Here is a 12,402-nt window from a genome sequence, read left to right on the forward strand (position 1 = left end):
GATTATTAGCTCCTAGTCCCAACCAGCCCGCACAATGGAGGCCCTCTTTTGACGGCCCTCCTTGGCGCTTGAGCTCACCATTGCCACGGGCAACCCGATCAAGGTTGCTGAAATCGAGGCCATGCTGGGACCTCTTCCTCTCGACGTGCAGCGTCAACCTGCCGATCTGGACGTTGAAGAGACGGGGAGCACCTACCGCGAGAACGCTGAGCTGAAAGCCAGCGCTGCCGCCCTGCGCACAGGCAACTGGGCCTTGGCTGACGATTCAGGGCTTGAAGTGGATGCGCTCCAAGGGGCACCGGGTCTGTATTCGGCCCGCTACGCCGAGGGAAACGACGCCAAGGTGCAGCGGATCCTGGAGGAACTGGTGGGATCGCCTTATCGGAGTGCCTGTTTCCGCAGCACGATGGTGTTGTGTGATCCCTCAGGCAACTGTCGTGCCGCGGCTGAGGGAATCTGCTGGGGCGAACTCCTGAGTGCCCCGGCCTACGCCGGCGGCGGATTCGAATCCCTGCTTTGGGTGCGGGAAGCCCGTTGCAGCTATGGCGAACTGAATGCGGCTCAGCTCAGCCGCCTGGGCAGCCGCGGGAAAGCGGCACGAGCTCTGGCTCCACAACTGCGTGAGCTGCTGCACCTGAGCTGATCCGAGCTGGTCTGAGTGCTCAGCGCAGCCTTGCGTTGCTGTTGATGTGGTCGATGGCGCGCATCGCCGCCGCGGCCGCCTCCTCCACATCACCCTCCCGTCCCGCGAGGGTGAGACGTCCGAAGGCACCCACCGCTTTCACGTCCACCAAGGTGATGTTGGAGGCTTTTTCAGCTTCGTTGGCAGCGATCAAAACGTATCCGGCCGGCTCCGTCTCCAGGATGAACATGCTCATCCCGGCTTCGATCATTGAGCCGCGTCGGTTCTGCCGGTTGATCAGCACGGCATGGTCGGGGGTGATCGCCCGGATCACTTCAGTCCAGCTCACATCGGCTGGAGAACGCTGATCGATGGTGCTCCCGATCGCTTCCAGCACCACATCTCCGGAATGGAGCACCGTGCTCTGGTCGCGGTGATAGAGGGCCATCGAGCCGAACGCCCGCTCCACCACCATCTGGCCGAGACGGACGTTGCTGGCCTTCAGGGCGATGTCTGTCACCCGGTGCACCGCCATGCCCGGTGACACCTCCATCCAGAGGCAGGCATCTCCGGGGATGGGCAGAAATCCCTGGCTCACAGAACCCATGTAGGCCGCCAGTTGCGGCTGCAGCGAATCGATGAAGACGTGGGTGCGCAGTTCGATCGACTGCACATGGCTGTTCTGCCGCAACAGCCGAGGCGACTCCGAATCCGTTGTCACAACGCAGCTCGCCCCGCCCTGCTGGGGGGTCACCTCAGTGCCGGTGACGAGAGCACTACCGCCGCGTCGCCGCTCCCGAGCATCGAAGCTGGCAAAACGGGTCATGGCGGGGAGTGTACCGGACCAATTCAGCAGAAACGGGCCAATAAAGAGTTAGAGCCTGCGGTCTTGCGCCTTGAAAAACAGCCGATACCGTCCGGAGAAGCCCTCTAGAGATCTTGCAATGACTGAGCAGTCTTCTTTGAAGCCAGTGGATCTCAACGCTGATCAAGCCCTTGGGATGGTGAGCTTCGGCCTGATGCAACGGCTTGCGCAGGACGGCCAGGTGGATCTGCCCTGGCTGGAGGCATCAGGAAATGCAGACATTGAGCGTCTGCGCCAGCTGCGTCAACGGCTGGAACTGACGTCGTTGGCCATCGAAACCGGTGCTCCACTCACCACCGCGGAGGTGAGCATGCTGCTGGGGGCCCGCCCCGGAACGGAACGGGTGGAACGCGGTGGCCTCGTTGCCCGCCGGGTCAGCCGCAACGTCTGGCGCTTGAGCAAAGCAGAGGAGAGCGATCGCTCCGATCGTTACGACGGATTCCGTCGCCGCCTTTGAGCTCAAGCCGGCTCTGCCTGGCTTGGGCGATCCCAAAGACTTTGGGCGACCTTTCCACTCCTCAGCGGATTTATTCGCAGCTTGGACAGGTTGATCATCAAGGGAGCGGCCGATGGCCGGGCCAACGCTGCTGAAGGAGTCGGGGCCGCGCGAAGTGTTCTGCGGCCTCACCTCGATTGTGTGGCTGCATCGGCGCATGCCCGATGCCTTTTTTCTTGTGGTGGGATCACGCACCTGCGCCCATCTGATCCAGAGCGCCGCAGGGGTGATGATTTTTGCCGAACCCCGTTTCGGCACAGCCATTCTCAGCGAGCGGGATCTGGCTGGCCTCGCCGATGCCCACGACGAACTCGACCGGGTCTGCAGGGAACTGCTGCAACGCCGCCCCGAAATCCGCACGCTATTTCTGGTGGGGTCCTGCCCCAGCGAAGTGATCAAGCTGGATTTGGCCCGGGCCGCCGAACGGCTCAACGAAGAACTGACAGGCCGGGTGCGGGTGGTGAACTACTCCGGCAGCGGCATTGAAACCACGTTCACCCAGGGAGAAGACGGGGCGCTGGCGGCCTTGGTGCCCCTGCTCCCCGCCAGCGATGAACGGCAGTTGCTGCTGGTGGGAACCCTCGCTGATGCCGTGGAAGACCGGCAGATGCACCTGTTCCAGCGGATGGGCATCGAAACGATTCGCAGCCTGCCGCCCCGGCAATCGACTGACCTGCCCGCCGTGGGAGCGGGAACCACGGTGCTGCTGACCCAACCCTTCCTCACGGAAACCGCGCGCCTGCTCAGCGACCGCGGCGCCACGGTGCTCACGGCCCCCTTCCCGTTGGGGGCCGAGGGGAGTCGCCGCTGGATGGAGGCTGCTGCTGCTGCCTTCCATCTTCCTGATGAACGGGTTGCTGCTGTGCTCGACCCGTTGATGGAGCGCGCCCAGAGCGCCTTGGCCCGCCATCGCGCCGTTCTGGAGGGCAAGCGGATCTTCCTACTTCCCGAATCCCAGCTGGAACTGCCCCTGGCCCGGTTTCTGCAACGGGAATGCGGCATGGAACTGGTGGAGGTGGGCACGCCTTATCTGAACCGCGAACAGATGGCTGCCGAGCTGGCCTTACTACCCGATGACGTCCCGGTGATGGAGGGGCAACACGTGGAGCAGCAACTGGACCGGGTTCGCGCCAGCCAGCCCGACCTGGTGGTGTGCGGGATGGGCCTGGCCAATCCGCTGGAGGCCGAAGGCATCGCCACCAAATGGTCGATCGAACTGGTGTTCAGCCCGATCCACGGCATCGACCAGGCCGGCGACCTGGCGGAACTGTTTTCGCGGCCGTTGCGTCGCCGGCAACTGATTCGACCTGGCCTCCACCCCAGCAGCCCCGACCCAACCGTGCACGCCTGATCCCATGCAACTCACGCTCTGGACCTACGAAGGGCCACCCCATGTGGGGGCCATGCGCATTGCCGCCTCCATGCGCGGCGTTCATTACGTGCTCCATGCCCCCCAGGGAGACACCTATGCCGATCTGCTGTTCACGATGATTGAGCGGCGCGGACAGCGTCCGCCCGTCACCTACACCACCTTTCAGGCCCGGGATCTCGGCGGGGACACCGCCGAACTGGTGAAACGGCATGTGCGTGAAGCGGTGGATCGCTTCCAACCCGATGCCCTGCTGGTGGGGGAAAGCTGCACCGCGGAGTTGATTCAGGATCAGCCCGGTGCCCTGGCCCAGGGCATGGAGCTCACCATGCCGGTGGTGAGTTTGGAGCTACCGGCCTACAGCAAAAAAGAGAACTGGGGAGCCGCGGAAACCTTCTACCAACTGGTGCGCAACCTGCTGAAGGAGAAGGCGCCAGCCAACAGCCAGCACGACCCCAGGGCATGGCAACACCAGGGCCGCCGGCCCCGGGTGAACCTGTTGGGCCCCTCCCTGCTGGGCTTCCGCTGCCGCGACGACGTGCTGGAGGTGCAGAAACTGCTCACCCTGCACGGCATCGATGTAGGTGTGGTAGCGCCCCTCGGGGCAGGCGTGGAGGATCTGCAGCGGATCCCCGATGCCGATCTCAACGTCTGCCTTTATCCAGAGGTGGCGGAATCCAGCTGCAGCTGGCTGGAGCGCAATTTCGGCATGCCCTTCAGCCGAACGGTGCCGATTGGCGTGGGCGCCACCCACGATTTCCTCGTCGAAGTGCACGAAATGCTGGGGATGGAGCCCCCCGCCCCCGACGAGGGCTACCGGCGCTCACGCCTGCCCTGGTATTCGGAATCCGTGGACTCCACGTACCTCACGGGCAAGCGGGTGTTCATCTTTGGCGACGGCAGTCACGCCCTCGCCGCAGCCCGGATCTGCAGCGAAGAACTGGGTTTCACGGTGGTGGGGCTGGGCACCTACAGCCGGGAGATGGCCCGGCCCGTGCGGGCCGCCGCCAAAGCCCTGGACCTGGAGGCCATGATCAGTGACGACTACCTGGCGGTGGAAGCGGCCATGGCCGAAGCGGCACCGGAACTGGTGCTGGGAACCCAGATGGAGCGCCACAGCGCCAAGCGGCTGGGGATTCCCTGCGCGGTGATCAGCACGCCAATGCACGTGCAGGACGTGCCCGCCCGAATGAGCCCCCAGATGGGCTGGGAAGGAGCAAACGTGATCTTCGACGACTGGGTGCACCCGCTGATGATGGGCCTGGAGGAACACCTGATCGGCATGTTCCGCCACGACTTCGAATTCGTGGATGGCCACCAGAGCCACCTGGGCCATGCCGGTGGTGCCGGCGCCGCCGACAGTTCCGGCTTGAGTGACATCCCAGGGGAGGGCGATGGCGCTCTGCAGTGGACGGCCGATGGGGAAGCCGAGCTGAAGAAGATCCCCTTCTTCGTAAGGGGAAAGGTGCGACGCAACACGGAGGCTTACGCGCGCGATGTGGGCTGCAGAGAGATCAGCAGCGAAACGCTGTATGACGCAAAAGCCCACTTCAAGGCATGAGTATTTGCACTCATTTCTTTTTATTTAATTGAAAGAAATTCTGCTCTTGCAACTCAAGCAAGAGCCAGATCTTTCATTTCTTGGTGAAAACCAACCACTGCACATCTGCTGCTGTTGAATGAAATCGACTTCTCTCGCACAGGTCGCTGCATGACCACAACCCTGACGCGACCGGCAGACGGTGAAGGCAGCGTGCAGGTCCACCAGGACCCAGCACTGAACATCCAGGAAGAAACCCTGGTGATCGCGGTCTATGGCAAAGGCGGGATCGGCAAATCCACCACCTCCTCGAACCTGTCAGCCGCCTTCTCGAAGCTGGGCAAGCGGGTGCTTCAGATCGGCTGCGACCCCAAGCACGACAGCACCTTCACCCTTACCCACAAGATGGTGCCGACGGTGATCGACATCCTTGAGGAGGTGGACTTCCACAGCGAAGAGCTGCGGCCTGAGGATTTCGTCTTCACCGGCTTCAACGGCGTGCAGTGCGTCGAGAGCGGCGGCCCACCGGCGGGCACGGGCTGCGGCGGATACGTGACCGGGCAGACCGTGAAGCTGCTCAAGGAGCACCATCTGCTGGAAGACACCGATGTGGTGATCTTCGACGTGCTCGGCGATGTGGTGTGTGGTGGTTTCGCCGCCCCGCTGCAGCACGCCAACTATTGCCTGATTGTGACCGCCAACGATTTCGATTCGATCTTCGCGATGAATCGCATCGTTCAGGCGATTCAGGCGAAAGCCAAGAACTACAAGGTGCGGCTTGGCGGCGTTGTTGCGAACCGCTCGGCAGACACCGATCAGATCGACAAGTTCAACGATCGCACCGGCCTGCGCACCATGGCCCACTTCAGGGATGTGGATGCCATCCGGCGATCCCGACTCAAGAAATGCACCATCTTTGAGATGGATGATGCCGATGAGGCTGTGCAAGCGGTGCAGACCGAATATCTGCGGCTGGCCCAGAACATGCTCGACAAGGTGGAGCCGCTCGAGGCCACATCCCTCAAAGACCGCGAAATCTTCGACCTGCTGGGATTCGATTGATCCTCACTTGATCAACAAAGCCATCGACAAAGCCCCGGACGCTGCAACCGGGGCCTTGTTGTGATGAGCTCGGCTCAAAGGCCAACGAGTTTCATCGACAGCTCCCACACCCGGCGGGCTGTTTCTGGATCCGTGGCCTTGTCGGAGAGTTCCTGGCTGAACTGCTGTCCATCCTTCTTCTGGCGGTTGCCCCAGCTCCAGTGCACCCCGGATTCAGCGAAGTCGGGATTGGCCACCACATCAGCCACCCGTTCCCCCGCCAGGGCCTGGGAGACATAGCCGCCGGTGATGTTTTTCTGAAACCAGGGGAAGATCGTCTGGAAGGCCTTGGGGGTGTTGCGGAACAACGGTGTGTCCGCCACACAGCCCGGGTAGAGCGACGTGAAGGTGATCCCCGTGTCCCCGTGCAGACGGCGATGCAGCTCCTGGGTGGTGATCATGTTGCAGAGCTTGCTGTCTTTGTAGGCCTTGCCGGGCTTGAACGGCTTGCCACTGGCCATGGCAACGGGGTCTTTGAACCCGGCTTCAAAACCTGAGAGGTCCCCCAGATCTGCCGGCGCAGGGATCGGAATCTTGCCCCCCAGCTCTTTGGAGTTCGCCGTCACAGTGCCCAGGATCACCACCCGCTTGGAGGGGTGCGTGGAGGTCTTGAGCCGACCCAAGAGCAGCTGCACCAGCAGGAAATGGCCGAAATGGTTGGTGGCCATCGAGATTTCATAGCCCTGGGGCGAACGCTCCGGCTGCTTCAGTTTCGGCTTGTACACGGCTGCATTGCAGACCACGGCATCCACGCGCTCGGGCAAGGCATCCACCGCCCGACGCACACTGTCGAGATCACCCATATCCATCAACACGTGCTTGAGACGCTCCTTGGGGAGGTCCATATCGTCAGCAGCTGCCGCGGCACGCTGCGGGCTGCGGTTCGCCGTGATCACCGTCCAACCCCGCTTCACCAAGGCGCAGGTGGCATTCAGGCCCACACCGGAGGTGGTGCCGGTGATCAGAACGGTGCCGGGCGTGGACATCAAGACAGGGCCAGGAAGGCTGCCAGTCTGCCGGTCAGCACTCAATCCCAACGCCGCTGGTCACGAATCTCAGCGCCAGATCACGCGCAGACGGTTGGGGGCGATCCACTGATCCTGCTCGCTGATCAGACGCTTCTCTCCACCGATGCTGAACAGACGATCGAAGCGTTGTTGCAGCGTTTCCAATTTCGCCGACTCAATCGACACGACCGCCGCGATTTCACTGTGGCGATCCATGCGTTCCTGATAGGCCACGGACAGACGGATCAGGCTGACAGCGCCCAACAGAACAAGCCCCGCCTTGGCCGCCAAGGCGAGAAGGCTGCACTGCAGTTCCTGTTGGTCGGTCTGCCGCTGAATCGCCGCAGCCATGCTGGCTGCATCCGTGCGGGGAGCTGATCTTTGAAACTGACTGGCGGTCACCGCATCAGCACGAACATCCGCTTGTAACGCAATCCGTTCGCAGTGCCAAGACCAGCTCTACGCCCGTTGATCTGGGCTGCCTTTGAAATCAGGCCTCGTAAAGGCTGATGGAGAGACGCAGGGCCAGAACAGCGGCATGGGCAGCCACCACGAGAGCGATGAACACCTCAGGTGCAGACAGAACGGTTTCCATGGGAGCCATGCATCAAACGGTCCCATTCTTCTCTGAGGGAAGGGCTGCAGGCCATCATTCGCAAAGGCCTGTCACACCAGCCCATGGATCCGGTTCTGATCGATGCCCCTGCCATCCGCGCCTTGGATCTACGGCCGCTGGAGATCTGGAGCACTCAGCCGCTGGATGCACTGCTGAGCCAGGGGCCAGTGCTCGAGCTTCGTTTCGATTGGCCCCGGGCGCAGGATGACCCACGCGAACTGCCGGAATGCCCCGAGCCTCGGCTCTGGGCCCTGCGGGCCGATGCGCGCTACCCCTGGCTGCCGCTCTTGCTTGAACGTGACCAGGGGAGCCTGATTCGCCATGTGGCCCTGGTGGTGCCCCACAGTTTCAGCCGCAGCGAAGGCCTGCGTTTTGACCCGGAAGCCTTGGAGCTCTGGGTGACGCATCGATTGATGCTGTTGGACGACCTCTGTCAGCGAGAGCTCGGACGCCCGATGCGGGGCAACCTGTCCCAGATGGCCGCAGCCCTGGGCTATGAGCTGGATTCGGGATTTTGGAACCTGTTGGGCTGACCAGTCAGCCCAGCCAAAGCTGCAGGGCCCGCCTGGAGCTGTCGATTGCCAGGATGATGGCGAGCCCCCGCAGACAGCGCACCAGCAGGGCCGCATCAAACTGATCGAGCCGGCTGGCCGTCCACTGCGCAGCGATCGCAGCCACAGCCCCCAGCAGCAGGCCCATCAGAGGAACGCCGCGTCCTTCATGCAGGAACTGGAGGGATGCTGCGCTGGCCGAGCAGAGCACCGCCACCGTGCTCAGCCGCACGGCCTGATGAATCGGCACAGACATCGGACCGCTCATCAGGGGCACCATCACCAGCCCCCCGCCCAGGCCCAACATCCCAGCGGTCCAGCCGGCGATGCAGCCCACACCCGCCAACTGCGGAGCGCTGCCGTCATCAACGTCATCATTGGCATCCGCCTCGGGCCGTTCGCGAACGCAGAACGCCAGCACGATGTACATCAGCGTCTGCATCGCCAGCAGAATCCAGCCCGCTGCCAAACCGGCCAAACCACCGAACAGCAGTGCCGAGCCAAAGGCCGCCAAGCCGATGGCGAGTCCCGGCCGGGTCGGCAGCCGGCCCTGGCGCAGATGGGTGATGGTGCCCGCCAATGCCGTGGGCACAATGGCGAAACTGCTGGTGGCCAGGGCCTGATGGGGCGGGAGATCAAGCCAGAGCAGGAGCGGGGCAAAGATCAAGCCACCGCCGATTCCCAACAACCCGGCCAGCCCCCCCGCCAGCAGGCCCAGGGCGATCAGGATCGGCACATCCCACCAGGGCACCATGGCGTGCGATCGATGCTTCCCTCCAGCATGCCCGCAACCGGGCGTTTGCTCCCCACCCAGCAAGCGGATGGACACACCCAGATGGCTTTGGATGCCTGGCTTCTGAAGCGCAGCAATGGTCCGGTTCTGCGTTTTTACCGCTGGGATGGGCCCTGGCTCTCGCTGGGACGCCATCAACGCCACTGGCCTGAACACTGGAATGAGCTGGCCCGCCGCGGCCGCATCAGCCTGGTGCGACGCCCGAGCGGAGGTCGGGCCGTGCTTCATGCCAGCGGTCTCACATATGCCTTGATCTGGCCGGATGCACCCCGGCGACGCCAGGAGGCCTACCGCCAGGCCTGTCAGTGGTTGATCGATGGCTTCGAGGATCTCGGGCTAGCGCTGCACTTCGGCTCGGACCCTGCTGGTAGGGAGGCCAACAACTGTTTCGCCTCGGCAACGGTGGCCGACCTGGTGGATCCGTCCGGCATCAAACGGGTCGGTAGCGCCCAGCGCTGGCAGAACGGTCGCCTGCTTCAACACGGTGAAATCCTGCTGGATCCCCCTGCTGCGCTCTGGGAAGAGGTGTTTGAGGAAGCGGCTCCAGCAGCGGCTCCAGCCCGGATCAACCGGCTGGAGCTGGATCAGCGACTGCGCCAGAGCCTGATTCAATCCTGGAGCCGTTGCCCGTGGCAGATGCAGCCTCTGAAGGCTGAGGAAGTTCAGGAGTTGGAGGTCGAGCTGGCGTCCGGCTCTGCGCTCTGAGCCTGCATCGACTGCACCATCTGGGGAAGCATCGCCAAACCCAGGGGGTATCCATTGCGCTTGCGCGCCTCATCGAGGATCGCGGCGGGCAGGGTCACCCCGAGCCGCTTCAGCACCGCATCGCCCACATCCATGCGGTCAAGGGTGCCGGAAGGCAGGCCCGCAGCACTCATCACCAACAGGCGTCCCTGGGAGGCCGCCTCCAGGGCCGGCACCGCCTCCACCAGGGGAGCCGAACTGGCGATGGACGGCAGTTCAGTGAGGGGGCGCAGATGATCCTCGAGGCGCTGTTGGTCCCATTGCTGCACCGGCAGCAGTTTCAAGGGCTGATCATCAATCCAACCCACCCAACGACCGCTCTTGCAGACGAGCACCCAATCGGCAGGTCCCTCCGCCTCGCTGGCGGTCAGCCGCAGCTGACTGAGGCGCCGCAAGGTTTGATCCGCCTCCAGCACGCGGAAACGTTTGCCTGCCGCTGCCTCCACCTTCAACTCCCGCAGCACCGTCTGCAACTGCAGCATCTGGGTCTGACTGCGGTTGGCACTCAGGCCGAACCAACCGATCAACATCAGCAGGAGGCCGTTGAGCCCCCAGCCCTGCCAGAGCAGAACACCACCCAACAGGATCATCAACATCGACAAAGCCCGTCCGGACGCCGATGCCACCTGAACGCCTTTCTGCTGACTGCCGCTCAGCTGCCAGACCAGGGCCTTGAGGATCAGCCCGCCATCGAGGGGCAGCCCTGGCAGGAGATTGAACAAGCCGAGCATCAAGTTGAGCAAACCCACCTGGCTTAACAACTGCGTGGCCAAGGGCTGGGTGTCCGATAGCGCTGCAGCCCCCGCCAGCATTCCGAAGGCCAACACCAAACTCACGATCGGGCCAGCCGCCGCAATGCGCAGATTGCCCATGGCGGTGGGGCATTCCTTCTCCACCCGCGCGATGCCGCCCAGATGAAACAGGGTGATGCTCAACACCTTCACCCCTTCTCGCAGGGCCATCAGGGCATGGCCCAATTCATGCAGCAGCACGGAGCTGAACAGCAACAAGGTGGTCAGCAATCCCAGCCCCCAACTCGCCGTTACCGAGGCCGTGGTCGCGTAGCGGGACTGAAACAACGTGGTGAAGATCGCCACGGCAAACAACCAGCTGGGCTGAAGCCGCAGGGGAATTCCGCCAATCTTGAGCACCTGCCAGCCCTCTCCCACCGCCAATCCCGTCGTGTGCCGCTGCTGCGGACTGTCATCCACGATCCTAGGGAGAGCAACCCATGCAGCCCTTGCGTGATCCCCGCCCCACTCCAGACCTCAAGATCTGTGGGATCACCGACCCCGAACAGGCTCAAGCCATCGCACAGATGGGGGTGCAGGCGATTGGCGTGATCGGCGTTCCCGCTACCCCACGCTTTGTGGAACCAGCCCAGCGCAGGGCCTTGTTCCAGCTGCTAGAACATCAGCACCCCCAGCTGCATCGCGTTTGGGTGGTGGCCGATCCCGACGATGCCGCCCTCGAGGAAGCGCTCAACGGTGCTGGGCAGCCCTCCGTGGTGCAGCTGCACGGCAGCGAGTCAGACCAACGCTGCCAACACCTGAAACAGCGCTACCCCAGGCAGCAGTGGTGGAAAGCGTTGCGGGTGCGTGAACCCGACGATCTCAAGCAGCTCGAGCAGTACGCGCCCCATGTGGACGCTCTGCTGCTCGATGCCTGGAGCGCCGATCAACTGGGCGGCACCGGACACCGGATCCCCCTTGATTGGCTGGCCGAAACCGAGCTTTCGGTGCCGTGGTGGCTGGCAGGGGGAGTGAGTGCGGAGTGGGTTCCAGAACTGCTCAGTCGCGTCACTCCCCAGGGGCTCGATGCCTCCAGTCGGCTGGAGGAACGACCGGGATGGAAAAACCTCGACAAGGTTCAAGCCCTTGTCGAGGCTGTGAGGTCGAGACTGTGAAGTCGAGGAGTTGAAAGAGCGTTGAATCGCGGCTGATCAGGTGCTGAGCAGCGCTTCCTGCTGACGCACGAGCTCAAAGAACTCCTGCTTGAGGCTGGGGTCGTGGCGGAAATCGCCGCGCACCACGGAGTTCACCATGCTGGTTTGGGGCTCTTTCACTCCACGCCACTTCATGCAGTAGTGCTGCGCCTTGATGATGATGCCGAGACCCTGGGGCTCACAGAGCTTCTCGATTTCATCGGCAAGGATCATCACAGCCTCTTCCTGGATGTGAGGGCGGGAGAAGACCCAGTCAGCCACGCGGGTGAATTTGGAGAGACCGATCACCCGGGCACCAGGTTTGATCCCGATCCAGCAGTTGCCCATGATCGGCACCAGGTGGTGTGAACAGGCGGAACGAACCGTGATCGGGCCAACGGTGTAGATCTCATCCAGCTGTTTCACATTGGGGAAGCTGGCCACCTTGGGCTGCTGGTGGTAGCGCCCCTTGAACACCTCTTGGAGGTACATCTTGGCGACGCGCTCCGCCGTCTCATGGGTGTTGTGGTCGTTATCGATATCGATCACCAGGCTGCGCAGCAGGTCGCGAACCTTGTCTGCAACTTCAACCTGAAGCTGATCCAGCTCACCCGGCTGGAGGTGATCAGCAATGTTGTCGTTCGCCAGGAAAGAAGCACCCGCTTCCCTCAGGCGCTCACGGATGCGCGCAGAAATCTGGGGATTCAGGCTGCCATTGCCGTTGCCGTTGGCGACGCCGTTGGAAACGAAAGGGACTGTGGAGGTCATGGTGTT

Annotated in this window: 15 protein-coding genes; 8 read left to right on the top strand and 7 right to left on the bottom strand. The window is 62.9% G+C overall.

Translation table 11 applies throughout. From position 1 onward, the window contains the following. Positions 1-61: 61 nt before the first annotated feature. A complete protein-coding gene (locus tag AAXE93_RS08720) occupies positions 62-643 on the top strand; it encodes a non-canonical purine NTP pyrophosphatase (protein WP_390130006.1) in 582 nt (193 codons plus the stop codon). 19 nt (positions 644-662) lie between these two features. Here AAXE93_RS08720 and AAXE93_RS08725 read toward each other — a convergent pair whose 3' ends face one another. After that, the gene (locus tag AAXE93_RS08725) at positions 663-1,448 is read right to left on the bottom strand and encodes a BMC domain-containing protein (RefSeq protein WP_115008700.1); all 786 of its coding nucleotides are present in this window, start codon (positions 1,446-1,448) and stop codon (positions 663-665) included. 118 nt (positions 1,449-1,566) lie between these two features. Here AAXE93_RS08725 and AAXE93_RS08730 point away from each other — a divergent pair, with 118 nt between their 5' ends. From AAXE93_RS08730 to bchL, 4 genes are all read left to right on the top strand, one after another. Then, positions 1,567-1,944 carry a hypothetical protein gene (locus tag AAXE93_RS08730; RefSeq protein ID WP_390130009.1) on the top strand — a complete coding sequence of 126 codons (378 nt, stop codon included), beginning with the start codon at positions 1,567-1,569 and terminating at the stop codon, positions 1,942-1,944. Between the two features lie 112 nt (positions 1,945-2,056). Then, positions 2,057-3,334 (top strand): ferredoxin:protochlorophyllide reductase (ATP-dependent) subunit N, encoded by a 1,278-nt coding sequence (locus AAXE93_RS08735; RefSeq protein WP_114988516.1) that lies wholly within the window; start codon positions 2,057-2,059, stop codon positions 3,332-3,334. A 4-nt stretch (positions 3,335-3,338) separates the two neighbouring features. After that, entirely contained in the window at positions 3,339-4,913 is a 1,575-nt protein-coding gene (locus tag AAXE93_RS08740; RefSeq protein WP_390130012.1) for a ferredoxin:protochlorophyllide reductase (ATP-dependent) subunit B, read from the top strand. Between the two features lie 150 nt (positions 4,914-5,063). Beyond that, entirely contained in the window at positions 5,064-5,954 is an 891-nt protein-coding gene (bchL, locus tag AAXE93_RS08745; RefSeq protein WP_390130014.1) for a ferredoxin:protochlorophyllide reductase (ATP-dependent) iron-sulfur ATP-binding protein, read from the top strand. A 74-nt stretch (positions 5,955-6,028) separates the two neighbouring features. Here bchL and AAXE93_RS08750 read toward each other — a convergent pair whose 3' ends face one another. The 3 genes from AAXE93_RS08750 to psaM form a co-directional block, all read right to left on the bottom strand. After that, on the bottom strand, positions 6,029-6,979 hold the full coding sequence (locus AAXE93_RS08750; protein WP_390130017.1) for a protochlorophyllide reductase: 951 nt from the start codon (positions 6,977-6,979) through the stop codon (positions 6,029-6,031). Between the two features lie 69 nt (positions 6,980-7,048). Further along, entirely contained in the window at positions 7,049-7,351 is a 303-nt protein-coding gene (locus AAXE93_RS08755) for a hypothetical protein (protein ID WP_115161474.1), read from the bottom strand. Between the two features lie 139 nt (positions 7,352-7,490). Beyond that, the gene (gene psaM / locus AAXE93_RS08760; RefSeq protein WP_025362433.1) at positions 7,491-7,595 is read right to left on the bottom strand and encodes a photosystem I reaction center subunit XII; all 105 of its coding nucleotides are present in this window, start codon (positions 7,593-7,595) and stop codon (positions 7,491-7,493) included. Positions 7,596-7,678: 83 nt separating this feature from the next. Between psaM and AAXE93_RS08765 the strand changes: the two genes are divergently transcribed. Then, a complete protein-coding gene (locus AAXE93_RS08765; RefSeq protein ID WP_390130020.1) occupies positions 7,679-8,149 on the top strand; it encodes a CRR6 family NdhI maturation factor in 471 nt (156 codons plus the stop codon). A 4-nt stretch (positions 8,150-8,153) separates the two neighbouring features. Here AAXE93_RS08765 and AAXE93_RS08770 read toward each other — a convergent pair whose 3' ends face one another. Further along, positions 8,154-8,921 (bottom strand): sulfite exporter TauE/SafE family protein, encoded by a 768-nt coding sequence (locus tag AAXE93_RS08770; protein ID WP_115161370.1) that lies wholly within the window; start codon positions 8,919-8,921, stop codon positions 8,154-8,156. 27 nt (positions 8,922-8,948) lie between these two features. Between AAXE93_RS08770 and AAXE93_RS08775 the strand changes: the two genes are divergently transcribed. Further along, entirely contained in the window at positions 8,949-9,665 is a 717-nt protein-coding gene (locus tag AAXE93_RS08775) for a lipoate--protein ligase family protein (RefSeq protein WP_390130023.1), read from the top strand. On the opposite strand, the gene AAXE93_RS08780 is transcribed toward AAXE93_RS08775, so the two are convergent. After that, on the bottom strand, positions 9,623-10,873 hold the full coding sequence (locus AAXE93_RS08780; RefSeq protein WP_390130249.1) for a site-2 protease family protein: 1,251 nt from the start codon (positions 10,871-10,873) through the stop codon (positions 9,623-9,625). The two genes, AAXE93_RS08775 and AAXE93_RS08780, sit on opposite strands and share 43 nt — an antisense overlap. Positions 10,874-10,935: 62 nt before the next feature. Between AAXE93_RS08780 and AAXE93_RS08785 the strand changes: the two genes are divergently transcribed. Next, positions 10,936-11,610, top strand: coding sequence for a phosphoribosylanthranilate isomerase (locus AAXE93_RS08785; protein ID WP_390130026.1), 675 nt, complete (start codon positions 10,936-10,938; stop codon positions 11,608-11,610). Between the two features lie 36 nt (positions 11,611-11,646). Here the strand turns inward: AAXE93_RS08785 and folE are convergent, their stop codons facing one another. Then, a complete protein-coding gene (gene folE, locus AAXE93_RS08790) occupies positions 11,647-12,396 on the bottom strand; it encodes a GTP cyclohydrolase I (RefSeq protein WP_011363732.1) in 750 nt (249 codons plus the stop codon). Between the last annotated feature and the right edge of the window lie 6 nt (positions 12,397-12,402).

This window comes from Synechococcus sp. HIMB2401 (assembly GCF_042883245.1).
GTDB lineage: Bacteria > Cyanobacteriota > Cyanobacteriia > PCC-6307 > Cyanobiaceae > Parasynechococcus.